The sequence below is a fragment of the Streptomyces tamarix genome (assembly GCF_032423885.1).
GTDB lineage: Bacteria > Actinomycetota > Actinomycetes > Streptomycetales > Streptomycetaceae > Streptomyces > Streptomyces tamarix.
This window is the reverse complement of the sequence record NZ_JAWCTQ010000003.1, coordinates 191,645-217,330: the sequence shown is the minus strand read 5'-3', so window position 1 is coordinate 217,330 and position 25,686 is coordinate 191,645. Positions and strand designations below refer to the sequence as shown.

General features: G+C 71.8%; 20 protein-coding genes. 19 read left to right on the top strand and 1 reads right to left on the bottom strand.

Annotated features, from left to right (window positions below; translation table 11 throughout):
* Positions 1-179 precede the first annotated feature (179 nt).
* On the top strand, positions 180-1,604 hold the full coding sequence (locus tag RND61_RS04315; protein ID WP_315876306.1) for an NAD-dependent malic enzyme: 1,425 nt from the start codon (positions 180-182) through the stop codon (positions 1,602-1,604).
* 338 nt (positions 1,605-1,942) lie between these two features.
* The gene (locus RND61_RS04310) at positions 1,943-2,224 is read left to right on the top strand and encodes an HU family DNA-binding protein (RefSeq protein ID WP_023588435.1); all 282 of its coding nucleotides are present in this window, start codon (positions 1,943-1,945) and stop codon (positions 2,222-2,224) included.
* Between the two features lie 440 nt (positions 2,225-2,664).
* On the opposite strand, the gene murA is transcribed toward RND61_RS04310, so the two are convergent.
* Positions 2,665-4,005 (bottom strand): UDP-N-acetylglucosamine 1-carboxyvinyltransferase, encoded by a 1,341-nt coding sequence (murA, locus tag RND61_RS04305; RefSeq protein WP_315876303.1) that lies wholly within the window; start codon positions 4,003-4,005, stop codon positions 2,665-2,667.
* 272 nt (positions 4,006-4,277) lie between these two features.
* Here murA and RND61_RS04300 point away from each other — a divergent pair, with 272 nt between their 5' ends.
* The 17 genes from RND61_RS04300 (at position 4,278) to RND61_RS04220 (ending at position 25,398) form a co-directional block, all read left to right on the top strand.
* Entirely contained in the window at positions 4,278-4,838 is a 561-nt protein-coding gene (locus tag RND61_RS04300; protein WP_315876302.1) for a YqgE/AlgH family protein, read from the top strand.
* Between the two features lie 30 nt (positions 4,839-4,868).
* Entirely contained in the window at positions 4,869-5,156 is a 288-nt protein-coding gene (locus RND61_RS04295) for a DUF3039 domain-containing protein (protein ID WP_010470163.1), read from the top strand.
* A gap of 423 nt (positions 5,157-5,579) precedes the next feature.
* On the top strand, positions 5,580-7,244 hold the full coding sequence (locus RND61_RS04290) for a beta-N-acetylhexosaminidase (protein ID WP_315876300.1): 1,665 nt from the start codon (positions 5,580-5,582) through the stop codon (positions 7,242-7,244).
* Positions 7,245-7,491: 247 nt separating this feature from the next.
* Positions 7,492-8,385: an FAD binding domain-containing protein gene (locus tag RND61_RS04285; protein ID WP_315876299.1), complete on the top strand. Its 894-nt coding sequence runs from the start codon at positions 7,492-7,494 to the stop codon at positions 8,383-8,385.
* Positions 8,382-10,547 (top strand): 2Fe-2S iron-sulfur cluster-binding protein, encoded by a 2,166-nt coding sequence (locus tag RND61_RS04280; protein ID WP_315876298.1) that lies wholly within the window; start codon positions 8,382-8,384, stop codon positions 10,545-10,547. Before RND61_RS04285 ends, RND61_RS04280 begins: the two co-directional genes overlap by 4 nt.
* Positions 10,544-12,871, top strand: coding sequence for a xanthine dehydrogenase family protein molybdopterin-binding subunit (locus RND61_RS04275; protein WP_315876297.1), 2,328 nt, complete (start codon positions 10,544-10,546; stop codon positions 12,869-12,871). Before RND61_RS04280 ends, RND61_RS04275 begins: the two co-directional genes overlap by 4 nt.
* A 266-nt stretch (positions 12,872-13,137) precedes the next feature.
* Entirely contained in the window at positions 13,138-13,500 is a 363-nt protein-coding gene (locus tag RND61_RS04270) for a hypothetical protein (protein ID WP_315876296.1), read from the top strand.
* A 12-nt stretch (positions 13,501-13,512) separates the two neighbouring features.
* Complete coding sequence (locus tag RND61_RS04265) at positions 13,513-15,846, top strand: DUF6571 family protein (protein WP_315876295.1); 2,334 nt, start codon at positions 13,513-13,515, stop codon at positions 15,844-15,846.
* 52 nt (positions 15,847-15,898) lie between these two features.
* Complete coding sequence (locus tag RND61_RS04260) at positions 15,899-16,525, top strand: hypothetical protein (protein WP_315876294.1); 627 nt, start codon at positions 15,899-15,901, stop codon at positions 16,523-16,525.
* A gap of 42 nt (positions 16,526-16,567) precedes the next feature.
* Positions 16,568-17,251: a hypothetical protein gene (locus tag RND61_RS04255; RefSeq protein WP_315876293.1), complete on the top strand. Its 684-nt coding sequence runs from the start codon at positions 16,568-16,570 to the stop codon at positions 17,249-17,251.
* Between the two features lie 235 nt (positions 17,252-17,486).
* The gene (locus RND61_RS04250) at positions 17,487-18,095 is read left to right on the top strand and encodes a hypothetical protein (protein WP_315876292.1); all 609 of its coding nucleotides are present in this window, start codon (positions 17,487-17,489) and stop codon (positions 18,093-18,095) included.
* Positions 18,096-18,271: 176 nt separating this feature from the next.
* Positions 18,272-19,039 (top strand): hypothetical protein, encoded by a 768-nt coding sequence (locus RND61_RS04245; protein WP_315876291.1) that lies wholly within the window; start codon positions 18,272-18,274, stop codon positions 19,037-19,039.
* A gap of 87 nt (positions 19,040-19,126) precedes the next feature.
* Positions 19,127-19,600 (top strand): VOC family protein, encoded by a 474-nt coding sequence (locus tag RND61_RS04240; protein WP_315876290.1) that lies wholly within the window; start codon positions 19,127-19,129, stop codon positions 19,598-19,600.
* A 111-nt stretch (positions 19,601-19,711) separates the two neighbouring features.
* Positions 19,712-21,199: an MFS transporter gene (locus RND61_RS04235; RefSeq protein ID WP_315876289.1), complete on the top strand. Its 1,488-nt coding sequence runs from the start codon at positions 19,712-19,714 to the stop codon at positions 21,197-21,199.
* Positions 21,200-21,563: 364 nt separating this feature from the next.
* Complete coding sequence (locus RND61_RS04230) at positions 21,564-23,348, top strand: DEAD/DEAH box helicase (RefSeq protein WP_315876288.1); 1,785 nt, start codon at positions 21,564-21,566, stop codon at positions 23,346-23,348.
* A 304-nt stretch (positions 23,349-23,652) separates the two neighbouring features.
* Positions 23,653-24,297: an IclR family transcriptional regulator gene (locus RND61_RS04225; RefSeq protein ID WP_315876287.1), complete on the top strand. Its 645-nt coding sequence runs from the start codon at positions 23,653-23,655 to the stop codon at positions 24,295-24,297.
* Between the two features lie 312 nt (positions 24,298-24,609).
* A complete protein-coding gene (locus tag RND61_RS04220; RefSeq protein WP_315876286.1) occupies positions 24,610-25,398 on the top strand; it encodes a S16 family serine protease in 789 nt (262 codons plus the stop codon).
* The last annotated feature ends 288 nt before the right edge of the window (positions 25,399-25,686 follow it).

Sequence of the window (25,686 nt, the reverse complement as noted above, 5' to 3'; positions counted from 1 at the left end):
ACGCGGACCCGCTTCCTTTTTGGCGTCCATCTCTCGTATGGTGGAAAACAGTTTCCGAAAACAAAACGACCGTATTACCTGCTACCCGCAGGTAGGTGCGACCATCGGAAGGCCCCGCACGGCCGTGCCGCGCGGGGACGGCAACGAAGCTGAAGCTAGGGAAAGCAGAGGAACTCGCCATGGCAACGGCGCCCAGCGTCTCGTACTCGATGACGGTCCGGCTGGAGGTGCCCGCGAGCGGAACGGCGGTCTCCCAGCTCACCACGGCCGTGGAGTCCTCCGGCGGCTCCGTCACCGGCCTCGACGTGACCGCGTCCGGCCACGAGAAGCTGCGGATCGACGTGACCATCGCGGCCACCTCGACCGCGCACGCCGACGAGATCGTCGGCAAGCTGCGCGGGATCGAGGGCGTCGTCCTCGGCAAGGTCTCGGACCGTACGTTCCTGATGCACCTCGGCGGCAAGATCGAGATGGCGTCGAAGCACCCCATCCGCAACCGCGACGACCTGTCCATGATCTACACGCCGGGTGTCGCCCGCGTGTGCATGGCCATCGCCGAGAACCCCGAGGACGCCCGCCGCCTCACCATCAAGCGCAACTCCGTCGCCGTCGTCACGGACGGCTCCGCCGTGCTCGGCCTCGGCAACATCGGCCCGAAGGCCGCGCTGCCGGTCATGGAGGGCAAGGCGGCGCTGTTCAAGCGGTTCGCCGGGATCGACGCCTGGCCGATCTGCCTCGACACGCAGGACTCCGACGCCATCGTCGAGATCGTCAAGGCCATCGCGCCCGGCTTCGCCGGCATCAACCTGGAGGACATCTCCGCGCCCCGCTGCTTCGAGATCGAGGCGCGGCTGCGGGAGGCCCTCGACATCCCGGTCTTCCACGACGACCAGCACGGCACCGCGATCGTCGTCCTCGCCGCCCTCACCAACGCCCTGCGCGTCGTCGGCAAGGCCGTCGGGGACGTCCGCGTCGTCATGTCCGGCGCCGGCGCCGCCGGGACGGCCATCCTGAAGCTGCTCATCGCGGCCGGGGTCAAGCACGCGGTCGTCGCCGACATCCACGGCGTCGTCCACGCCGGCCGCGAGGACCTGGTGGACGCCGCGCCGGAGTCCCCGCTGCGCTGGATCGCCGACAACACCAACCCCGAGGGCGTCACCGGCACGCTGAAGGAGGCCGTGCGCGGCGCCGACGTCTTCATCGGCGTCTCCGCCCCGAACGTGCTGGACGGCGACGACGTGGCGGCCATGGCCGACGACGCCATCGTGTTCGCGCTCGCGAACCCCGACCCCGAGGTCGACCCGGCCGTCGCCCGCCAGACCGCCGCCGTCGTGGCCACCGGCCGGTCGGACTTCCCGAACCAGATCAACAACGTCCTGGTGTTCCCCGGCGTGTTCCGCGGTCTGCTGGACGCCCAGTCGCGTACGGTCAACACCGACATGATGCTCGCGGCGGCGACCGCCCTGGCGGACGTCGTCACCGACGAGGAACTGAACCCGAACTACATCATCCCGTCGGTCTTCAACGACAAGGTCGCAGGCGCCGTGGCCGGTGCCGTACGCAACGCAGCGAAGGCCGCCTCGACGGACGCGAAGCCGCTCTGACGCCCCCCGCGGGGTGTGACACCACGCACGGTCACGCGGCGCCCGGCGCGTCGCGGACCGTGCGCCTCCGCGTCCGCCCGTAGGGTTGCGGTCCGACTCCGGGACGTCTCCGCGCGGCCGGTGCGCAGTCGACCGGACGTCACCAGGACGGGGCTGTGGCGCTTTTCGTGTGACTCCGGAGGGTGCCGGATTGGCTTTCCCGCCGCTGGTGGGGGCAGGATGCGTATTCGGGCGCGAGGGTCTGACAGCAGACCCGGGTCCGAGCACTGTCCTAGGGCCCTGGCAGCATCGGCTTCGATCTCACGCCTCACAGGCAAGAAGAACACGGGAGTAACAACATGAACCGCAGTGAGCTGGTGGCCGCCCTGGCCGACCGCGCCGAGGTGACCCGCAAGGACGCCGACGCCGTGCTGGCCGCGCTCGCCGAGACCATCGGTGAGGTCGTCGCCAAGGGCGACGAGAAGGTCACCATCCCCGGCTTCCTGACCTTCGAGCGCACCCACCGTGCCGCTCGCACCGCTCGTAACCCGCAGACCGGCGAGCCGATCAACATCCCGGCCGGTTACAGCGTGAAGGTCTCCGCGGGCTCGAAGCTCAAGGAAGCCGCCAAGGGCAAGTAAGCCCCCACAGACGCGTGAGGAGGGCGGTCACCCCGGTCGCGGGTGACCGACCTCCTCGCCGCCCGCGTACGGCCCGCTCCAGGGCCTCCGCGCGGTCCGCGTACGGCGACGGCCCCCCGTTCACCACGGGGGGCCGTCGTCGTTACGAACGCAAGGTGACGGACCGTCAGGAACCCGTCACGCCCGGAGGCGTGGCGGTCGGACGGTCCTGGCGTTCGGCAGTTCCACCTTCGCGCCCGGCTCCACCGGCTTCTGCATGCGGTGCTTGCCCGGGGGGCGACCCCCGGACCCCCGGCCGGGGCTGCTGGGGGTGGCGGTCTCAGACGGTCCTGGCGTTCGGCAGTTCCACCTTCGCGCCCGGCTCCACCGGCTTCTGCATGCGGTGCTGTCCCGGGGGGCGACCCCCGGACCCCCGGCCGGGGCTGCTGGGGGTGGCGGTCTCAGACGGTCCTGGCGTTCGGCAGTTCCACCTTCGCGCCCAGCTCCACCAGCTTCTGCATGAAGTTCTCGTAGCCGCGGTTGATCAGGTCGATGCCGTGGACGCGCGAGGTGCCCTGCGCGGCCAGGGCGGCGATCAGGTACGAGAAGCCGCCGCGCAGGTCCGGGATGACCAGGTCGGCGCCCTGGAGCCGCGTCGGGCCCGACACGACCGCGGAGTGCAGGAAGTTCCGCTGGCCGAAGCGGCAGTCGGAGCCGCCCAGGCACTCGCGGTACAGCTGGATGTGCGCGCCCATCTGGTTCAGCGCCGACGTGAAGCCGAGCCGCGACTCGTACACCGTCTCGTGGACGATCGACAGGCCCGAGGCCTGCGTCAGGGCGACCACCAGCGGCTGCTGCCAGTCCGTCTGGAAGCCCGGGTGCACGTCCGTCTCCAGGGCTATCGCGTTCAGCGAACCACCCGGGTGCCAGAAGCGGATGCCCTCGTCGTCGATCTCGAAGGCGCCACCCACCTTCCGGTACGTGTTGAGGAAGGTCATCATCGAGCGCTGCTGCGCGCCGCGCACGTAGATGTTGCCCTCGGTCGCCAGCGCCGCCGACGCCCAGGACGCCGCCTCCAGGCGGTCTGGGAGGGCGCGGTGGGCGTAGCCGCCCAGCTTGTCGACACCGGTGATCCGGATCGTCCGGTCGGTGTCCATCGCGATGATGGCGCCCATCTTCTGCAGGACGCAGATGAGGTCCTCGATCTCGGGCTCGACGGCCGCGTTGGAGAGTTCCGTCACACCCTCCGCCAGCACGGCCGTCAGCAGCACCTGCTCGGTCGCGCCCACCGACGGGTACGGCAGCCGGATCTTCGTGCCGCGCAGCCGCCGCGGCGCCTCCAGGTACTGGCCGTCGGCGCGCTTCTCGATCTTCGCGCCGAACTGCCGCAGCACCTCGAAGTGGAAGTCGATCGGTCGTCCGCCGATGTCGCAGCCGCCCAGGCCGGGGATGAACGCGTGCCCGAGCCGGTGCAGCAGCGGGCCGCAGAACAGGATCGGGATGCGCGAGGAACCCGCGTGGGCGTCGATGTCGGCGACGTTCGCGGACTCGACGTGCGTCGGGTCCATGACCAGCTCGCCCGGCTCGTCGCCGGGACGGACGGTCACGCCGTGCAGCTGGAGCAGTCCGCGGACCACCCGCACGTCACGGATGTCCGGCACGTTGCGCAGCCGGCTGGGCTCACTGCCGAGCAGTGCGGCGACCATCGCCTTGGGCACGAGGTTCTTCGCGCCGCGGACGCGGATCTCGCCCTCCAGCGGGGTGCCGCCGTGGACAAGCAGTACATCGTCTGTGCCGGTCATGTATCTCGCGTTCCGGATGTGGTCGGGCAGGGGCCAGGGGAAAGCGTAAAGGGCGTCCGCCCCTGCCCCGTAAGGCGGCCGAGCGGCGGGACTGTCATGAATTCGGTACAACACCCTCCGTACCGCCCTCCTTGCGGAGGGTCACCGTCCGTTTCCGCCCCGGGGCGCGCACGGGTGTACTCGGAGCGTACGGGACGCGCCGCGCGCCGGGGGATCGGCCGGACCGGTCCGCACATCCTCCGCGCGGACCGAAGATGCGGGATCATGTGTCCATGACGGAGGTGCCCTCGCTCGCAGGCCGGCTGCTCGTCGCCACCCCCGCGCTGGCCGACCCGAACTTCGACCGCGCGGTGGTGCTGCTGCTCGACCACGACGACGAGGGGTCCCTCGGCGTGGTCCTCAACCGGCCCACCCCGGTCGACGTGGGCGACATCCTGGAGCCCTGGGCGCCGCTCGCCGGCGAGCCCGGCGTGGTCTTCCAGGGCGGACCCGTCTCCCTCGACGCCGCGCTCGGCCTCGCAGTGATCCCCGGCGACGAGGGCCCCCTCGGCTGGCGCCGGGTGCACGGCGCGATCGGCCTCGTCGACCTGGAGGCCCCGCCTGAGCTGCTCGGCCCCGCCCTCGGCTCGCTGCGGATCTTCGCCGGGTACGCGGGCTGGGGCCCCGGCCAACTGGAGGACGAGCTGGGCGAGGGCGCCTGGTTCGTCGTCGAGTCCGAGCCCGGCGACGTGTCGTCCCCGCGCCCCGAGAAGCTGTGGCGGGCCGTCCTGAGGCGGCAGCGCAGCGAACTCGCCATGATCGCGACGTACCCGGACGACCCGAGCCTGAACTGAAGCCGCGCCGGGTGAGTACCCTTGGCAGTTATGAGCACTCTCGAGCCCGAGCGCGGGGCAGGTACGGGGACCCTCGTAGAGCCGACGCCGCAGGTGTCGCACGGCGACGGCGACCACGAGCGCTACGCCCACTACGTCCAGAAGGACAAGATCATGGCGAGTGCCCTCGACGGCACTCCCGTCGTCGCCCTGTGCGGCAAGGTCTGGGTCCCTGGCCGCGACCCCAAGAAGTACCCGGTCTGCCCGATGTGCAAGGAGATCTACGACTCCATGGGTGCGGGCGGCGACAAGGACAAGGGCGGCAAGGACAAGAAGTAGGGCCCCGGGGCTCGGGGACCCACCGCCGGAAGGCCCCCGGCGCGGCTGCCGAGCGCGCCGCGCGCCTGTCGTGCCGTGCGCACGCGGGCCGCGCGGACGCGCCCGCCGCGCCGGGGGCCTTCGCCGTGCCCCCGCCCCACACCCGTGGCCGCGCCCCGTTCCCGGGGTCCGCTTCCGTACCGGCGCGCTTCGCTTCCGTTGCCGGGAGTGGTCCGTGGTCGGGACCCGCTTCCGCACCCGCATGCCCCGCTTCCACGGCCGGGACGCGCTTCCGTACCCGCGCGCGCTCTGCTCCCGTGGCCGGGAGGTGGCCCGTGGCCGGGACGCGGCCCTTGTCCGGGGTGCCGGAGAGCCCCTAGTCTCCTATCGGTTGCCATATGCGAAACGCCCGTTGCACAGGGCGCAACGACCGGGGGTGCTGACGTGAGGGACCTCGTTCCGGCGCCCGCGTCCCACGCCCCGGTCCCCGGCCGCCCCGGTGCCGTCCTCGACACCCGTACGGTCCTCTCCGCCGCGCCCGGCACGGAGACCACCGAGCGTTGGCTGCGCACCGCGCTCGGGTCCGCCTTCGCCCTGCCCCTCCGCCCGGCGCCGCCCGCCGACGCGCCGCCCGCCGACGCGCCGCCCGCGCGCGGTACCGCCGTACGCCTCCGCCTCGACGGCGCGCTCGGCCCGGAGGCGTACCGGCTCACCGTCGCCGACGGGGCCGTCGACATCGCGGGCGGCGACCCGGCCGGGGCCTTCTGGGGCGCCCAGACCCTCCGTCAGCTCCTCGGCCCCGACGCGTACCGCCGCGCCCCCGTCCGCCCCGGCGCCCCCCTCGCCCTCGCCGCCCAGCGGATCGAGGACCGCCCCCGGTTCGCCTGGCGCGGGCTGCTCCTGGACGTGGCGCGGCACTTCCTGCCCAAGGACGACGTGCTGCGCCAGCTCGACCTGCTCGCCGCGCACAAGCTGAACGTCCTCCACCTGCACCTCACCGACGACCAGGGCTGGCGCCTGGAGATCCGCCGCTACCCGCGCCTCACCGAGGTCGGCGCCTGGCGGCCCCGCACCAAACGCGGCCACCGCGCCTCCCCGCTGTGGGACGACACCCCGCACGGCGGCCACTACACGCGGGACGACGTCCGCGAGATCGTCGCGTACGCCGCCGAGCGGCACATCCGGATCGTCCCCGAGATCGACATCCCCGGTCACTCGCAGGCCGCCATCGCCGCGTACCCGGAGCTCGGCAACACCGACGTCGTCGACACGGCGGCCCTCGGCGTCTGGGACACCTGGGGCGTCAACCCGAACGTCCTCGCCCCCACCGAGGCCGTCCTCCGCTTCTACGAAGGCGTCCTCGACGAGGTCCTCGACCTGTTCCCGGCCGCCACCTCGCCGTTCGTCCACATCGGCGGCGACGAGTGCCCCAAGGACCAGTGGCGCGCGTCCGCCACCGCCCAGGCCCGCATCCGGGAGCTGGGAGTCGGCGACGAGGACGGCCTCCAGGCGTGGTTCGTACGGCACTTCGACCGCTGGCTCGCCGACCGCGGCCGCCGCCTCATCGGCTGGGACGAGATCCTGGAGGGCGGCCTCGCCCCCGGCGCGGCCGTCTCCTCCTGGCGCGGGTACGCCGGCGGGGTCACCGCCGCGGAGGCCGGCCACGACGTCGTCATGTGCCCCGAGCAGCACGTGTACCTGGACCACCGCCAGGACGGCGGCCCCGACGAGCCCGTGCCCCTCGGATACGTCCGCACCCTGGAGGACGTGTACCGCTTCGAGCCCGTGCCGCCCGGCCTCTCCGCGGAGGCGGCCGCGCACGTCATCGGTGCCCAGGCCAACGTCTGGACCGAGGTCCTCGACAATCGCTCCCGCGTCGACTACCAGACCTTCCCGCGCCTCGCCGCCTTCGCCGAAGTCGCCTGGTCCGCCACCCTCCCCGCGCCCGCGGCGCGCGACTTCGACGACTTCACACGGCGAATGGGCGCGCACTACCGGCGCCTTGACGCACTCGGGGTCGACTACCGGCCGCCCACGGGCCCCTTGCCGTGGCAGCGGCGCCCCGGGATCGTCGGGCGCCCGCTGGAGGGCCCGCCCCCGAACGTGTGACGCCACCGCGCCGGGCGGCCCGGCGCGCGTCGACGCGTCCGTACCGGCAAAGGTTCGCAAAGCGGACCATCCGCCCACTCCTGGGAGGTCACGGGAGGTCGCGGGCGGATCCGTCCTTCGCGGACCCTCGCGCCGGCCGTCCCCGAAGATGTGCCACAGTTTCCACGTCCGGGCTGTGAGCACGTACGGTACGGCAACACAGGCGGGACAGCCGGGACAGCCGGGACACCGGGAAGGGGCAGCTGGGTTGACCACGCACGCACCGAGGACGGCGCACTCCGTCACGTTGCCGGCCTCGCTCGACGAGGCCGTGGCGGCACTCACCGCCATGCCCGCCGCCGTGCCCGTCGCCGGCGGTACGGACCTGATGGCCGCCGTCAACAAGGGCCAGTTGCGCCCCGCCGGCCTCGTCAGCCTCGGCCGCATCAACGAACTGCGCGGCTGGCAGTACCAGGACGGCCACGCCCTCCTCGGCGCCGGGCTCACCCACGCCCGCATGGGCCGCCCCGACTTCGCCGCCCTCATCCCCGCCCTGGCCGCGGCCGCCCGCGCCGCGGGACCGCCGCAGATCCGCAACGCGGGCACCCTCGGCGGCAACATCGTCACCGCCGCGCCGACCGGCGACTCCCTGCCCGTCCTGGCCGCCCTGGAGGCCGACCTCGTCGTCGCCGGCCCGGCCGGCAGCCGCGAGGTCCCCGTCTCGCACCTGCTCGCCGGCCGCGCGATGCTCGAACCGGGCGAGCTGGTCGCCTTCGTCCGGGTGCCGCTGTTGCACGCCCCGCAGGTGTTCCTCAAGGCCACCGGCCGGACCGGACCGGGCCGCGCCCTCGTCTCCGTCGCCGTCGTACTGGACCCGGCGCGGCGCGCGGTGCGCTGCGCGGTCGGGGCGATCGCGCCGATGCCGCTGCGCCCGCTGGAGGCCGAGCACTGGATCGCCTCGCTCGTCGACTGGGACGGCGAGCGGGGGCTGGCGCCGGAGGCCCTCGCGGCGTTCGGCGAGTACGTCGCGGCGGCCTGCGTCCCGGACCAGCCGCCGGCCGCCGAGGGCGAGGCGCCGCCCCCGCTGCCGCCCGCCGTACTGCAACTGCGCCGCACGGTGTCCGTGCTGGCCCGACGAGCACTGGGGAGGGCGCTGTCGTGACCACCGACGAGAACGGCAACGAGGAGCGGGCGCGCAGCGGCGGTTGGCAGCCGACGCCGCAGGGGGAGTACGACGGCGACGCCACGGCGTTCGTCCACCTCCCGCCCGACATGGGTCTGGACGGCATCCCGCTGGAGGCGCCGGGCCACGGCTACGTGCCGCCGCACATCGCGGACCCGCACGCCACCGCCCAGTGGAACTTCCCGCCCGCGCCGGACGCCGAACACCCGCCCGCCCCGGGCCCCGCCGACCTGACGGGCCAGTGGACGATCCCGGTCGCGCAGGGGGACCTGCCCGAGGAGTCGGGTGAATACCAGGTGGGTGCCCGGCAGTTCGGCACCGCGCCGGGGTACGCGCCGGAGTACGGCGGCGGACCGGAGCAGGGGTACGCACCGGAGCGGACGCCCACGCACGGGTCGCCGGTCCACGGGTCGCCGGTTCACGAGATGCCCGCGCACGGGACGCCTGCGCATGGGACGCCTGTGCACGGGTCGCCGGTTCACGAGATGCCCGCGCACGGCACTCCGGTTCACGAATCACCGGTCCAGGGGACGCCTGCACACGGCACCCCGGTTCACGGCACGCCGGTCCACGAGGTACCCGCGCACGGGACGCCTGCACACGGGACCCCGGTCCACGAGACGCCCGCGCACGGTACCCCGGTTCACGGCACGCCGGTCCACGAGACGCCCGCGCCCGGCGTGCCCGCCCATGGGCCGGGGCACGCGCCCGCGTCAGGCCACGCGCCCGCGCCCGTACACGAGGCGGCCGTGTCGGCCCCGGCCCACGCACCGACCCCCGGGACCACCGCACCCGCGCCGGGGCACACCGCCGGCGTGCCCGCCTGGGCGGACGGCAGCGCCCCCGCGACGCTGCCGGGCGGCGCCCCGGCGCCCTGGGCGGTCGCCCCGCAACCGCAGCCGCAGGCCGGCCCCGAGGCCCAGGCGCCGTACGAGCCCTCCGCCGTGCCGGAAGCCCGGAACGACGGCCGGCGGGCCGACGTCCCCGCCGAGGCGGCCCCCGCCCCGGCCGGTGAAGCCGGCGACGACACCGAGGACGGCCTCGCGAACGGCACCGCGGCGGACGACGTACCCGCCGACACCACCGGCACCCCCGCCACCGGCACTCCCGCCACCTCCGCCACCGGCACCTCCGCCACCGCGTCGGCCTCCGCGCCGGACGCCTCCCCGGCCCCGGACGGCCACACCCCGCCCGCCGTCCCGGTGGTGCCCGCCGACACCGCCGGAACGGAACCCGGCCGGACGGCGGCGGACCAGGCGGTCCCCGGCCAGACAGCGGCCGAGCAGGCAGCCGACCACCAGGCCACCGCCCCCACGGCTGCCGGCCAGGCCACTCACCAGGCCGCCGACCATCCGACCCCCCACCAAGCAGTCGGCCACACGGCCGCCCACCAGGCCGCCGACGACACGGACCCCCACCGGGCAGCCGCCGACCAGGCCGCTGACCACACGGCCACCCACCAGGCCACCGACCACCAAGCAGCCGACCACGCAGCCACCCACCAGGCCGCCGACGACACGGCCGCGGCGGCCCCGCCCGCCGCCGAGGGGACGGGGAGCGACGAGCACCCGCACATCTCGTACGTCCTGCGCGTCAACGGCGCCGACCGCCCCGTCACCGACGCGTGGATCGGCGAGTCCCTGCTGTACGTGCTGCGCGAGCGCCTCGGCCTGGCCGGCGCGAAGGACGGCTGCTCGCAGGGCGAGTGCGGCGCGTGCAACGTCCAGGTCGACGGGCGCCTCGTCGCCTCCTGCCTGGTGCCCGCCGCGACCGCCGCGGGCAGCGAGGTCCGCACCGTCGAGGGCCTGGCCGTCAACGGCGAGCCGTCCGACGTACAGCGCGCCCTCACCCGCTGCGGAGCCGTCCAGTGCGGCTTCTGCATCCCCGGCATGGCGATGACCGTGCACGACCTGCTGGAGGGCAACCACGCGCCCAGCGACGTGGAGGCCCGCCAGGCCCTGTCCGGCAACCTGTGCCGCTGCACCGGCTACCAAGGCGCCCTCAGAGCCGTACGGGAGGTCGTCGCGGAACGCACCGCAGGAAAGCGGGGAGCGGCCGGCGGCGGCGCGGCCGACGGGCAGAACTCCGAGGTCCGCATCCCGCACCAGGTCCCCCACCCGCACGACGGAGGCACGGCGTGAGCAACGACGCGGCCACCGCCATCCCGGCGGTCGACGCCCCCCCGCAGGAGCAGGAGCAGGAGCAGGAGCAGCCCGTCCGCGGGCTCGGCGCGTCGCTGCCGTCGGCCGACGCCCGCGCCAAGGCGGAGGGGACGTTCCCGTACGCCGCCGACCTGTGGGCCGAGGGCCTCCTGTGGGCGGCGATCCTCCGCTCCCCGCACGCGCACGCCCGCATCCGTTCCGTCGACACGTCCGCGGCGGCCGCGATGCCGGGCGTACGGGCCGTGGTGACCCACGCGGACGTGCCGGGGGACACCTCGTACGGCCGGACCGTCGCCGACCGTCCCGTCTTCGCCGCCGATGTGGTCCGCCACCATGGCGAGGCCATCGCGGCCGTGGCCGCGGACCACCCCGACACGGCCCGGCTCGCGGCGGCGGCCATCATCGTCGACTACGAGCTGCTGGAGCCGGTCACCGACCCGGAGCAGGCGTTCTCCGCCCCGCCGCTGCACCCGGACGGCAACCTGATCCGCCACATCCCGCTCCGCTTCGGCGATCCGGGCGTCACCGGCGAGGTGATCGTCGAGGGCCTGTACCGCATCGGCCGCCAGGACCCGGCGCCCATCGGCGCGGAGGCCGGCCTCGCGGTGCCCCGCCCGGACGGCGGCGTCGAGATCTACACGGCGTCCACCGACCCGCACACCGACCGCGACCTGGCCGCCGCCTGCTTCGGCCTGCCGCCGGAACAGGTGAAGATCGTCGTGACGGGCGTGCCCGGCGCGACGGGCGACCGGGAGGACCCCGGCTTCCAGATCCCGCTCGGCCTGCTGGCCCTGCGCACGGGCGCGCCGGTGAAGCTCGCCGCGACCCGCGAGGAGTCGTTCCTCGGGCACGCCCACCGCCACCCGACGCTCCTGCGCTACCGCCACCACGCGGACGCGGAGGGCCGCCTGGTGAAGGTGGAGGCGCAGATCCTCCTCGACGGCGGCGCGTACGCGGACGCCTCCTCCGACTCCCTCGCGGCGGCCGTCTCCTTCGCCTGCGGCCCGTACGTCGTCCCGCACGCCTTCGTCGAGGGCTGGGTCGTCCGTACGAACAATCCGCCCTCCGGGCACGTGCGCGGCGAGGGCGCGATGCAGGTGTGCGCGGCGTACGAGGGCCAGATGGACAAGCTGGCGGCGAAGCTGGGCCTGGACCCGGCCGAGCTGCGCATGCGCAACGTCCTCGCCACCGGCGACCTGCTGCCGACGGGCCAGACGGTGACGTGCCCGGCACCGGTCGCCGAACTGCTGGAGGCCGTACGGGAGTACCCGCTGCCGCCGCTGCCGGTGGACGCCGCGGAGGAGGACTGGCTGCTGCCGGGCGGACCGGAGGGCGCGGGGGAGCCGAGCGCGGTGCGGCGGGGCGTCGGCTACGCGCTGGGCATGGTGCACATGCTGGGCGCCGAGGGCACGGACGAGGTGTCGACGGCGACGGTGAGGGTCCAGGGCGGCGTGGCGACGGTGCTGTGCGCCGCAGTGGAGACCGGCCAGGGCTTCTCGACGCTGGCCCGCCAGATCGTCCAGGAGGTCCTGGGCGTGGAGGACGTGCAGGTGGCGCCCGTGGACACGGACCAGCCGTCGGCGGGCCCGGCGGCGCACGGCCGCCACACCTGGGTGTCGGGCGGGGCGGTGGAACGCGCGGCGAAGATGGTGCGCACGCAACTGCTCCAGCCGCTGGCGCACAAGTTCGGCATGTCGACGGAACTGCTCCAGATCACGGACGGCAAGATCACGTCGTACGACGGGGTCCTGTCCACCACGGTGGCGGAGGCGCTGGACGGCAAGGAACTGTGGGCGACGGCGCAGTGCCGTCCCCACCCGACGGAGCCGCTGGACGAGGCGGGGCAGGGCGACGCGTTCGTGGGCCTGGCGTTCTGCGCGATCCGCGCGGTCGTGGACGTGGACGTGGAACTGGGCTCCGTGCGGGTCGTCGAACTGGCCGTCGCGCAGGACGTGGGCCGCGTCCTGAACCCGGCCCAGTTGGCCACCCGCATCGAGGCCGGCGTCACCCAGGGCCTGGGCGCGGCGCTCACGGAGAACCTCCGCACCCCGCGCGGCCTGGTCCGCCACCCGGACCTGACGGGCTACGCCCTGCCGACGGCGCTGGACACGCCGGACATCCGCATCGTCAAACTGGTCGAGGAGCGGGACGTGGTGGCCCCGTTCGGCGCGAAGGCGGCGAGCGCGGTCCCGGTGGTCACGTCCCCGGCGGCGATCGCCTCGGCGGTCCGCGCCGCGACGGGCCGCCCGGTCAACCGCCTCCCCATCCGCCCCCAGTCCGCGGTCGCCCCCACCACGGCGTGACCGCCCGGTGTGCGCCCGGCCCCGCCCGGGCGACCACGCGCCGGCCCCGGTCCGCGCACGGACGCAGCGGGTAGCCACACGGATCCGGCCGGTGACCGAGCGGTTCCGGTCATCCCCGCCGCGACACCACGCCGACGGGCGGGAAACCCCGAGGGCCGCGCCTCCGGGGCCACCTAGGGTGGAGGACTCCGGCTGATCAAGGGGGGCGGATGTCGTTCGAGGAAGAGTGGGCCGCTGCACACGCGGATGCGCGGGCGCGGATCGGTATGCGTGTGAACGGGGCTCCGGCGGGTCCCGGGGGAAGCGGCGCCGACCTGAGGGTCAGGCAGGACAAGCTGGGTGAGATCGGCGGCGCCGCGTACGACCTGCACCGCCGCCTCCAGACGGACGGCAACCACGCGAAGGCCAGTACGTCCGAAGCGGCGACCATGATGACTACCAACAACTTCCAAACCGGAGCCGCCCTGCGGACGGTGCACGACACGTGGGACTCCCAGCTGCGAACACTGATCGACGCCTGCGCCCACATCTCGAACCACCTCGACTACAGCGCCGCGACCCACGCCAAGGACGACGAAGAGGTCAAGGCATCACTTTCCGTGTCCAAGATCAGCGAGTACTTCCAGTAGCGGGAGTCTGTTTTGCTCACGTTCAACGACGTGTACCACGCCCCGCTGGGCACACTGAAAGCGTCCGTCGACGACTGGACGGAGATGGCGAAACGGTTGGAAAGGCTCGCCGATTCGGCCCACTCCACCATGGTCGTCAAGGCGAAGGACGAGTACTGGCGCGGGATCAATGCCCAGGTCACCAAGGCGTTCATCACCAAGACCGGCAAGGAGTTCGACGACGCCGCCCAAGCCGCGAAGGGCATCGAGACGGTCCTTCGTGACGGCTACAACGCGTTCAAAAACGCGCAGGCGGAACTCCGGAGGATCGTCGAAGTGGACGCTCCGGCTCAGGGGCTGGTGGTGACCTCGCACGGCAAGGTCGTCGCCTCGCATCCGCTGGAGGAGGACCAGGGCGCACGACACGACCCTGACTACGAACTGCTGCTCGGCGAGCAGCGAGCCAAGGTCGCGGCGCTGCAGAAGCGCCTCGACAGAGTGGTGGAGACCTGCGACGACGCCGACACTGCGACATCGAACGCGCTGAAGGCCAACGTCACGGCGGACAAGCACAACTTCAGCACCCCCAAGTACCGGAGTCTCGACGCCGAGGAAGCGCACCGTGCGCTCACTCTCGCGGCGAAGGGACGTGAACTGAGCCACGAGCAACTGGTACAGCTGAACGAACTGCTCAGGGACAACCATGCGTCCAAGGAGTTCGCCCGTGCCTTCTACGGAGAGCTCGGCCCCAAGCGGGCCCTGGAGTTCTTCGGACAGCTCTCCACCGACACGTACGACTACGCGAAGCAGGACCCGCAGCGCCTCAAGGACGTGCAGCAGCTCCAGCAGAACCTCGGCCTGAACCTGGCGACCGCGACGAGACCGGCCACCGCCGACGACCCCTGGACGCAGAAGTGGTCCGAGGAGATGCGCAGGCTCGGAACGGAGCGCATTCTCCTGAGCAAGTACGACTACAACGGCCCGTACGGCTACCAACTGCTCGGCGGCATCATGCGGTACGGCAACTACGACCCGAAGTTCCTCAATCCGATCGCACAGCACGTGGTCCAGTTGCACGCCAAGGACCCGTACATGTTCTCGGACAGCAAGGGAATCGCGGGACCCGACAAGCATCCGTTCAATCCATCGGGCCGGAACGGCGCCGGCTACGACCCGGTCATCAGCATGCTGGAGGCGCTCGGCCACAGCCCGGAGGCGGCGAAGGAGTTCTTCACAGAGCCCCCCGAGGCGTATGCCAAGGACGGCACACTCGTCGGTGGCACGCCCTTGGACGGGAAGGGCAACCAGATCACCAGCTATCTCGACTACTTCGCCACGAAGGACTACACGTCGTTCCCGGACATCGTCGGCCACCATCCGGATGAGGCGAAGGCCTCTCGTTCGTACGTGGCCGACGCATTCGGGCACGCTCTGGAGTCCGCGACCCTGGGACACGCGTATGACGACGCCACACCCGAACTGGTCAGGGACGCGAGAGCGGCTCAGATCATGGAGGAGGTCGTCATGCGTTACGGCACGGACCCGGGCCTCCTCAAGCACCAGGAAGGCCTGGCGGACAGCCTGGGGCGCATGGGCGCGGGCTACGTGGACGACATCAACTGGGCGTTGAACGACAACAGGCCGTCCAGCGTCTTCTCGCCTGACCAGGTCGGTAGTTCCGTCCCTGCGGAGGGGCGCGCCGAGTTCGGTGCTCAAGGAGTGACCGACTTCCTCAGCGCGGTGGGGAAGTATCCGGACGCCTACGCGGACATCTCCAACGCGGAGAAGGTTTACACCGTCAGCATGCTCGAAGCTCAGGTCGGTTCGGGCGGCAGGCTCAACCAGGCCTATGCGGAGGACATCGTACGGACGGGGAGCGAGGTTCACGGCCGCATCGACAATGCCCGCGCCAGTCAAGTGGAGGCTGAGGGGCGCCACGCCGACGCGGAGTACAACAAGGCGCTGCAGAAACGAGCGGCATGGGTCCAGTTCGGTACTGGCGTCGTCGTGGCGGCAGGTGCGGCCTTCCTGCCGCCTGTGGCCGCTGTAGGAATGGCCGCGACGCTCATCCCCGTTTCTCAGGAAGCCGGTACGGGCCTTGTGGGGCAGATGATCAACCAGGCGATCGGTGAGCACTATGAGACCAAGCAGAAAGATAGCAGCGAAGACATACAGACGCAGAAAGCTTCTATCTACGCTGCGGGAAAGGATAATGCAAAAGTCGCTTACGAGGTGTTTTTGGAGCGACATGGTATGGAGTTTGAAGGCGCCTTTGGGTCCGGCCTTGAGGGAGCCATGAAGACTGGTTATCTCTGGGGCATCAACGGTGAGGCGAGTCAAGGTAGTACACCGCAGGTCAGTGAATAGCGAGGTGAAGAGGGTGGCGAATCTGCGGAAGTGCTCCAGGTGGGGGGGTGTAGTGGTTTCTCTCGGTTTGGTGCTGGGCGCCTGTGTCGATTCTGGCTCCGATGAGTCGGAGAAGCGACTGGTCACCTCCAGTGAGATCTGTGAGGGAATTTTTTCGGGAGATGTGGCGCGGGTGTTGGAAAAGACCACTGCGACGCACGAGTTCTTTCCCTTCGAGTGGCGTTCCGGCATTGCGGAGACCGCTGAATCTATCAAGCTGGCGTACGCGCCGGGGGGTGCGCCCGGTAGATCTGAAAAAGTGAACTTGTGCCTCGTGTATCGCCCGAATAGTACGACTCCCGACATTGAGATCGGTTTTTCTCTGAGCGAAGAGAAGGAATTTTCGAGTGATGGATTGGATCTCGTCAGGTACGAGTTGGGGCGCCATGCGCTAGCCGGAACTGAGAAGGCTCTCCTCTACAGCGAGTGTGTAAGCCCGAAACTCGGAGGAAGCAGCGAACACCCGGCTCTGCTGCGCGGTCAACTGTCCCGTGATTTCAGGTCACCGACACCTGCAGAAGAGACCCGTGAAGCCAATTTGCGACTGCTGGCCGCCGCGACGCGAGCGCTTGCGAGGTTCCTGCAGTGTGAGAACGATGCCGATATGCCGGAGGCGCCCGTTCTCAGGCGCATTTCTTGAATCGCGCCAAGTTCTTCGGCGCAGCCTGGTTTCGGCTGGCGCATGAGCAAGTACGTGATGCGACTGGTGTCGCCTCCGTCAGGAACCATGGTGCGGATTGTGGTGCTTGACGCACTCGTGATGCTCACGGCGTCTTGTGAGACCGAGCCCGCGTCGGCTCCCTCCGCAGCCCACCCCTGTCTCATTGCGAAGGGGGCCAGTGAAGAGAAGCTGTTGCAGCGAACGCTCCGGTCGGAGCAGTTCCAGGAGCAATGGTTCTCGACGACAGAGAAGCTCGTCCAGCGGCTTGAGAAGGATATCCGGCAGATGAAACCGGGAACCTCCACGGTCGGGAGGCACCTGCGTCACTACATTCCCGAGCCCCCTCCCGGGTCGGACCGCTTGACGATCGAGCTCTCCTGGACGTCACCTGACGCATCGGGTCGTGGCATCCCATCGGAGCACTACGCGCATTACAACATCAACGGTGTTCCGGTCGAGGCGACGGACATCATTGTCAAGTCCCGCGTGGCATGTAGGCTGCCCGGCGATCTCGAAGGCCCCACGGAGTATGCGCTGCTACGGGCCGTGCTGGCGAGCACCCTGAACATTGGCCGCAGGGGCGCCGAAGCGCAGAAGCAGCAGGGCGCCTTCCTCTACGTCATGGCCCGCCGGGCTACTGATGCCCTTGGGTGCCAGAACAAACCCCTCCACGGCGTACCCGAGGTGAAGCCTGGCAAGGGGTGAGCAGGGCAGTGACGCCTGGGGGAACGATGAGATCTACGGTTTGGGAGCGTACCGGTGTCCGCGGAGCGGGACAGCGCGATCGGGCAGGCGCTTGAGCAATCCATGAAGCTAGGGCATCTGTGGGGACGTGGCGGCGAGTCGACGACGGGCAGCACGCCGCAGCTCGGGAATTAGCGGGGTGAGTGTGGTGCGGGACAGAAGTTCATCGTGGGGCACGGTTGTCGTACTCGCGCTCATGCTGGGGCTGGTGGCGTGCGGCGGCACTGACCCCGATGAGGAGGAGACGGTGGTGAGTGCCGACGAGGTGTGTGAGGGGATTTTCTCCGGCTCGGTGGCACGCGTGTTGGAACGATCAACAGGCGGCAAGGAGTTCCGGCAGCACCGCGCGGCGGAGGGGGTGCGGGGGACAGCCGAGGCGATCGCGTCCTTGCATGACGCCCACCTCGTCGACGAGTGGCTGAAGGCGGACCTGTGTCGTGTCTACAGGCCGCGGAGTGACACGTCGGCCATCGAGATCAACTTCGACCTGGTCCAGGAGAAGGCTCTCAAGACGTCGAATCCATCTCTCGTCCCGTACGGGTTGGGACGCAAGGCACATGCCGACTCCAAGGTCGCGTTCCTTTATGTCCAGTGCACGAGTCCCCGGCTTGTCGACAGTGCCAGCCGGCCCGCTGTGATCCGCGGCGAGCTGAGCCGGTACCTCGCTCCCCCGCTCCCCGAGCAGGAAGCACGTCAGGCCAACCTGAGACTTTTGGCCGCCGCGACGCGGGCGTTGGCGAAGTCCCTGCAGTGCGAGAACGATGCCGGTCTGCCGGCTGACTCCCTTCCCGAGCCGCTCTCATGACAAGCAGGATGCATGTGCCTTCGAAGGGGACGGAGAACAGTGCGAACGACGGATGCATGCCGGGACGCGATGCTTCTTCGGACTATCTGTGAACGTCTGTGCCCCTTCCGGACGGGGCCTTCCTCGTGTGGCGGGTGAGGGAAGCCCCGCCCGTGTCGCCGGCGTGGCAGGCGAACGTGAGCACGTCGAGGCGTCGGCAGCCTTTCGAGCAGCGCAGAACGATGCCAAAAGCGGTTTCACCGCTGGCCGCGACGCGGCTGCGGCTCACCTCCGCCCGCCGAGGGGCTGATCGCCGTATGCGTCGCGTCCATTTCGTAGGACTCCTCGCGCTTGCCGTGCTGACGGCATCGTGTGAGGCCGACTCCGCGTCGGCCCCCTCCGTAGACCATCCTTGCCTCATCGCGGAGGGATCCCGTGACGAGGAACTGTTGCAGGCGACGCTCCGAGCGGAGCGGTTCAAGGACGAATGGTTCAAGACGACGGAGAAGCTCGTTCAACGGCTCGAAGAGGATCTGCGAAAAATGAAGCCGCGCAGCTCCACCGTTTCGATGGGTGTGTGCGACTACATTCCCGAGCCCAAGCACGGATCGGACCGCGTGGCGATCGAGATCTCCTGGACTTCACCTGGCGCGTCGGACCACGGTGGCGTTCCGCCGGAGGACTACAGGCACTACACGGTCAGTGGTGTTCCGGCCGAAGCGACGGACATCATTGCCAGGTTCCGTGTGGCGTGCAGGCTGCCCGGTGATCTCGGAGCCGTTTCGAAGAACGCCCTGCTGCGGGCCACGCTGGCGAACACTCTGAACGTCGGTCGCAAGGACGCCGAAGCGCAGAAGCAGCAGATCGCCTTCCTCTACGTCATGGCCCGCCGGGTCACCGACGCCCTCGGGTGTGAGAACAAGCCCCTCCGGGGCGAGCCCGTGGTGCGGTCCGTCGAGGGCTGATCCGGGAGGCGGGACGCGTTCTCCCGGGTGAACGATGAGTTGCGGGGCCCTTCCCGGTCTACCCATGGACAGGGAAGGGAGCCCACCATGCAGCAGAAGATCACGCCGTTCCTCTGGTTCGACACCGAGGCGGAGGAGGCGGCCAACCACTACACCGCGATCTTCGATGACTCGCGGATCGTGAAGGTCGACCGCTATCCCGAGGGGACGCCGATGCCGGCGGGCACGGTCATGACCGTCGAGTTCGAGCTCGCGGGGCAGCGCTACGTGGCGATGAACGGCGGGCCCGAGTTCAAGTTCAACGAGGCCGTCTCGCTCTCCGTGGCGTGTGAGGACCAGGAGGAGGTCGACTACTTCTGGTCCCGGCTCGGCGCGGGCGGCGAGGAGGGGCCCTGCGGGTGGCTCAAGGACAAGTACGGGCTGTCGTGGCAGGTCACCCCGCGCGTCCTGGACGAGATGATCACCGATCCGGACCCCGAGAAGGCCAAGCGCGTCACCAAGGCCATGATGGGCATGAAGAAGATCGACATTCAGGGTCTGCGGGACGCCTACCAGGGGTGAGGGCCGGGGCGAGGCCGTCGCGGCGGGCCGGAGGTCGTAGGGCCCGAGCCCGAGCGGTTCCCCGACTCGCGACAGGTGTCACCTGCACCGAAGCCCCTTACTCTTGAGGGCATGAGTGCCCCTGACCCGACCGTCGCCGACACCGTCACCGACAAAACCACCACCGACACCGCCGCCCCCTCCCCGCCGGAGCGGGGCGGCGGCAGTGTGCTCGACCGGGAGCACCGGGCGCTCAGCGTGGGCATCGTCTCCGTCGTCCTGCTGATCGCCTTCGAGGCGACCGCCGTCGGGACGGCGATGCCCGTCGCGGCGCGGGAGCTGGACGGCGTGCCGCTGTACGCGTTCGCGTTCTCGGCGTACTTCACGACCAGCCTCTTCGGCATGGTGCTGGCCGGCCAGTGGGCCGACCGGAGCGGGCCGCTGGGCGCGCTCGCGACCGGGATCGGCGCCTTCGGGGCGGGCCTGGTCGTGTCCGGGACGGCCGGGGCGATGTGGCTGTTCATCCTCGGACGGGCCGTGCAGGGCCTCGGCGGCGGACTGGTGATCGTCGCGTTGTACGTGGTGGTCGGCAGGGCGTACGAGGAGAGGTTGCGGCCCGCGATCATGGCGGCGTTCGCGGCGAGCTGGGTGATCCCGTCGGTCGTGGGCCCCCTGGCGGCCGGCACCCTGACGGAGCGGCTCGGGTGGCGGTGGGTCTTCCTCGGGATCCCGGCGCTCGTGGTGCTCCCGCTGGTGCTCGCCCTGCCGGCGATACGGCACCGGGCCGCCGGGCCCGCCGACCCGGAGGCGCCGGTCCCGGCGTTCGACGCGCGGCGGTTGCGGCTGGCGCTGGCGATCTCCGTGGGTGCCGGCCTCCTCCAGTACGCGGGGCAGGAGCTGCGCTGGCTGTCCGTGGTGCCCGCCGCGGTCGGTGCCGCGCTGCTCGTACCGGCCGTACTCGGGCTGCTGCCGCGCGGCACGTACCGGGCGGCGCGCGGGCTGCCGTCCGTGGTGCTGCTGCGCGGGATCTCGGCGGGCGCGTTCATCTCCGCGGAGTCGTTCGTCCCCTTGATGCTGGTCACCGAGCGGGGGCTGAGCCCGACGCTCGCGGGGCTGTCGCTGGCCGTGGGCGGGGCGACGTGGGCGCTGGGGTCGTTCGTCCAGTCGCGGCCGCGGATGGAGCCGTACCGGGAGCGGCTGATGGTGCTGGGGATGCTGCTCGTCACGGCGGCGATCGCGGCCGTGCCGTCGGTGCTGGTCCCCGCCGTGCCGGTGTGGATCGTCGGGGTCGCCTGGGGCTTCGGCTGCTTCGGCATGGGCATGGTCATCGCCTCGACGAGCGTGATGCTGCTGAAGCTGTCCGCGCCGGAGGAGGCCGGGGCGAACTCGGCGGCGCTCCAGATCTCGGACGGCCTGGCGAACGTCCTGCTGCTCGCGGCGGGCGGCGCGGCGTTCGCCGCGCTCGGCGGCGGGTCGACGGCCGGCCACGCCGTCGCCGGTGCCGGGGCGGTCGGGTCGCACCCGGCGGCCTTCGCGGCGGTGTTCCTGCCGATGGCGGCGGTGGCGCTGGTGGGCGCGTGGGTGGCGACCCGGTTGCGGGACGGCGAGCGGACGCGGTGACGTGGGCGGGCCCGGAGTGCGGGCGGGCGCGGGGCGCGGAGGTGTGGTGACGCGGACGGGTTCGAAGTACGGGGGCGGAGCGGAGTGCGCGTGGGCGCGGTGACGCGGGCGGGCCCGGAGCGCGGGCGGGCGCGGGGCGCGCGGGTGCGGTGACGTGGGCGGGTCGCCCGGGTGGGGTGTCCGCCCGGGTGGTGCCGGGGGCGTCGGGCGGTCCGGCGCGCCCGGCGTGTGACGCCGCTCGCACTCCGCGAGGTCACGGCCCCGTCCCGGCCGGGGGCGGGGCGGGGCACCGGTAGGGTGGCCCGGTTGTCGTACGTAAGCCGTGCGCACCCCCCATGCGTCCGAGAGCACCGAATCGGAGACCGTGACTACTACCGCCTCCCATCACCTCTCTCCCGCCTTCCCCGGCCGCGCCCCCTGGGGCACGGCCAACAAGCTGCGTGCCTGGCAGCAGGCCGCGATGGACAAGTACATCCAGGAGCAGCCCCGGGACTTCCTCGCCGTCGCCACGCCCGGCGCCGGCAAGACGACCTTCGCGCTGACCCTCGCGTCCTGGCTGCTGCACCACCACGTCGTGCAGCAGGTGACCGTGGTCGCCCCGACCGAGCACCTGAAGAAGCAGTGGGCGGCCGCCGCGGCGCGGATAGGGATCAGGCTGGACCCGGAGTACAGCGCGGGCCCGCTCAGCAAGGAGTACCACGGCGTCGCCGTCACGTACGCCGGTGTCGGCGTGCGGCCGATGCTGCACCGCAACCGCTCCGAGCAGCGCAAGACCCTCGTGATCCTCGACGAGATCCACCACGCCGGCGACTCCAAGTCCTGGGGCGAGGCGTGCCTGGAGGCGTTCGAGCCGGCGACGCGGCGACTGGCGCTGACCGGTACGCCGTTCCGGTCCGACACGAACCCCATCCCCTTCGTCACGTACGAGGAGGGGAACGACGGGATCAGGCGGTCCTCCGCCGACTACACGTACGGCTACGGCAACGCCCTCGCCGACGGCGTCGTCCGCCCCGTGATCTTCCTCAGCTACAGCGGCAACATGCGCTGGCGCACCAAGGCCGGTGACGAGGTCGCCGCCCGGCTGGGCGAGCCGATGACCAAGGACGCGGTCTCGCAGGCGTGGCGCACCGCCCTCGACCCGCGCGGCGACTGGATGCCGAACGTGCTGCGCGCCGCCGACCAGCGGCTCACCGAGGTCCGCAAGGCCGTCCCCGACGCCGGCGCCCTCGTCATCGCCTCCGACCAGGAGTCGGCGCGCGCGTACGCCAAGCTCATCCGGGAGATCACGGGGCACGGGGCGACCCTCGTCCTCTCCGACGACGCGGGCGCCTCGAAGCGGATCGACGAGTTCAGCGAGAGCGACGACCGGTGGATGGTCGCCGTCCGGATGGTGTCCGAAGGCGTCGACGTGCCGCGCCTCGCGGTCGGCGTGTACGCCACGACGATCTCCACGCCGCTGTTCTTCGCGCAGGCCGTGGGGCGTTTCGTCCGGTCCCGGCGGCGCGGCGAGACCGCGTCCGTGTTCCTGCCGACCGTCCCGATGCTCCTCGGCTTCGCCAACGAGATGGAGGTCGAGCGCGACCACGTCCTCGACCGGCCGAAGAAGGCGGGCGAGGAGGACCCGTACGCCGAGTCCGAGAAGGAGCTGGACGAGGCGAACAAGCAGCAGGACGAGGACACCGGCGAACAGGACATGCTGCCCTTCGAGGCGCTGGAGTCCGACGCCGTCTTCGACCGGGTGATGTACAACGGCGCCGAGTTCGGCATGCAGGCCCACCCCGGCAGCCAGGAGGAGCAGGACTACCTCGGCATCCCCGGCCTGCTGGAGCCCGACCAGGTGCGGCTGCTGCTGCAGAAGCGGCAGGCCCGGCAGATCGCGCACAGCCGGCAGAAGCCCGCCGAGGAGGCCGACCTCCTCGAACTGCCCGCCGAGCGGCGGCCCGTGGTCTCCCACAAGGAGCTGATGGAGCTGCGCAAGCAGCTGAACACGCTGGTCAGCGCGTACGTCCACCAGAGCGGCAAGCCGCACGGCGTCATCCACACCGAGCTGCGCCGGGTGTGCGGCGGCCCGCCGAGCGCCGAGGCGACGGCCGGGCAGATCCGGGAGCGGATCAAGAAGGTCCAGGAGTGGGCCACGCGGATGCGCTGACCCCGCCCTCCGACGCGCGCCCCGGGCGGCCCGGTTTCGGGTACGGCTTCGGGGCGCCGTCGCGAGGAAAGGAGCATCCCGGGATCAAATCCCCATCGGCGCCCGGATTCTGGACGAGGTCTTCCGCTCAGCGGATCCGCTCGTTACTGTCCGGACACATGCAAACGCCCCGTGGCAGCGCCGCCGCGGAGCGCAGCCGGTGTGCCATGGCCTGCCGGCGGCCTCTCGGTGCGATGCTCAAGGGACGGGTATCGCTTCCGCGTTGAGAGTGTCCGCCGTCACTCACTCCGAAGGAGGGGGCGTCGTGACCGCGGAAACCTCCCAGACGCTCGACCGGGGACTGCGTGTCCTCAAGCTGCTCGCCGACACCGACCACGGGTTGACCGTCACCGAGCTGTCCCACCGGCTCGGTGTCAACCGGACCGTCGTCTACCGTCTGCTCGCCACGCTCGAACAGCACGCGCTCGTACGCCGCGACCTCGGTGGCCGGGCCCGTGTCGGGCTCGGCGTGCTGCGGCTGAGCCGCCAGGTCCACCCGCTCGTACGCGAGGCCGCGCTGCCCGCGCTGCGCTCGCTCGCCGAGGACATCGGGGCGACCGCGCACCTCACCCTCGTCGACGGTGCCGAGGCACTGGCCGTCGCCGTCGTCGAGCCGACCTGGACGGACTACCACGTGGCGTACCGGGCCGGGTTCCGCCACCCGCTCGATCGGGGTGCCGCCGGGCGCGCGATCCTCCACGCCCGCCAGGCCGGCGGCCCGTCCGAGCCCGGCTACACCCTCACGCACGGCGAGTTGGAGGCGGGCGCGAGCGGCGCGGCGGCCCCGCTGCTGGGCGTGACGGGCATCGAGGGCAGCGTGGGAGTGGTCATGTTGACGGACGCCGTGCCGGAGCGGGTCGGGCCCCGTGTGGTCGACGCGGCCCGCGAGGTGGCGGACGCCCTGCGCTGACGGGCCTGCGGGGTGGGGGACGCCCTGCGTCGGCGGGTTGGTGAGAGGCGGCCGCCCTGCGCTGGCGGGCCTGCGGGGTAGGGGGCCGCTCTACGTTGGCGGGCCTGCGCCGGCGGTTCCCCGAGCCGGTGGTCGCCCTGCGCTGACGGATCCCCGAGCCGGCGGACGCTCTGTGCTGACGTCCCCGCCCCGCGGGGTGATCGGCCGGGCCGGGGCCCGTCGTGCCGTCCCGCGGGCCCGTCGTGCCGTCCGGGCGGGCTCCGTCGTGCCGCCCGGAAGGGGTGGGCGGGGGCGGGCCGATAGATTGGGTTCGTGCTCTCCCGTCTCTCGCGCCCCCGTGCCCTGCTCCTGTGCGCCCTGCCCGTGCTCGCACTGCTCGCGGTGGCCGCGTTCGCGCCGCTGCCGTTCACGATCGCCCTGCCCGGGTCGACGGCGGACGTGCTCGGGGCGGACAAGGGGCGGCCCGTGATCACCGTCTCCGGGGCGCCCGTGCGGAAGACCAGCGGGCAACTGCGGATGACCACGATCGTGGCCACCGCGCCGCGCTCCGACATCGGCCTCGGGGACGTCGTCAGCGCCTGGTTCCGCCGCGACCGGGCGGTCCTGCCGCACGACTCGGTCTACCCGGCGGGCAAGACGGACCGGGAGATCGAGAAGCGCAACCTCGGCCAGATGCGGTCGTCCCAGGACAGCGCGGTCGCCGCCGCGCTGAACCACCTCGGCAGGAGCGAGAAGGACGTCGAGGTGAAGCTGCACCTCGCCGACGTCGGCGGGCCCAGCGCCGGGCTGCTGTTCTCCCTCGGCATCGTCGACAAACTGGCCGGCGACGGCGAGGGCGGTGACCTCACCGGCGGTCGGGTCGTCGCGGGTACGGGGACGATCGCCCCCGACGGGACGGTCGGCGCGGTCGGCGGCGTGTCGCTCAAGACGCAGGCCGCCGCGCGGGACGGGGCGACGGTGTTCCTCGTACCGAAGGCCGAGTGCGACGACGCCCTGGCGACCCGGCCGGGCGGGCTGCGGCTGATCCCGGTGGGGACGCTGAAGGACGCCGTCGCGTCCCTGAAGGCCCTCGGCGACGGCGCCCGCGTCCCCTCCTGCTGACCCGGAGCCCCGGGAGCCTCCCCCCGCCAGGGCGCGGCGCGTGCCGGTCCCGGCCCGCCCGCCACGCCCTGCTCCGCCGCGGCCCGTCGCGCCCCACTCCGTCCGACCCGGCCTGCCCCACTCCGGCCTGCCCCACTCCGGCCTGCCCGACTCCGGCCTGTCGCGCCCGCCCCACTCGGCCCCGCCCCACTCCGCCCCACTCGGCCCCGGTCCGTCGCGCCCGACCGTCACCCCCCGTCCCGCCGTCCCCTTTGCCCTGCCGTCCCCCCATCCCGCCGCGCCCCGACC

What these genes read in the sequence shown, in the direction of transcription:
- RND61_RS04315 (WP_315876306.1), top strand. Translation starts at nt 180, where the DNA reads ATGGCAACGGCGCCCAGCGTCTCGTACTCGATGACGGTCCGGCTGGAG.
- RND61_RS04310 (WP_023588435.1), top strand. Translation starts at nt 1,943, where the DNA reads ATGAACCGCAGTGAGCTGGTGGCCGCCCTGGCCGACCGCGCCGAGGTG.
- murA (WP_315876303.1), bottom strand. Translation starts at nt 4,005, where the DNA reads ATGACCGGCACAGACGATGTACTGCTTGTCCACGGCGGCACCCCGCTG.
- RND61_RS04300 (WP_315876302.1), top strand. Translation starts at nt 4,278, where the DNA reads ATGACGGAGGTGCCCTCGCTCGCAGGCCGGCTGCTCGTCGCCACCCCC.
- RND61_RS04295 (WP_010470163.1), top strand. Translation starts at nt 4,869, where the DNA reads ATGAGCACTCTCGAGCCCGAGCGCGGGGCAGGTACGGGGACCCTCGTA.
- RND61_RS04270 (WP_315876296.1), top strand. Translation starts at nt 13,138, where the DNA reads ATGCGTGTGAACGGGGCTCCGGCGGGTCCCGGGGGAAGCGGCGCCGAC.
- RND61_RS04255 (WP_315876293.1), top strand. Translation starts at nt 16,568, where the DNA reads ATGAGCAAGTACGTGATGCGACTGGTGTCGCCTCCGTCAGGAACCATG.
- RND61_RS04250 (WP_315876292.1), top strand. Translation starts at nt 17,487, where the DNA reads ATGCTGGGGCTGGTGGCGTGCGGCGGCACTGACCCCGATGAGGAGGAG.
- RND61_RS04240 (WP_315876290.1), top strand. Translation starts at nt 19,127, where the DNA reads ATGCAGCAGAAGATCACGCCGTTCCTCTGGTTCGACACCGAGGCGGAG.
- RND61_RS04235 (WP_315876289.1), top strand. Translation starts at nt 19,712, where the DNA reads ATGAGTGCCCCTGACCCGACCGTCGCCGACACCGTCACCGACAAAACC.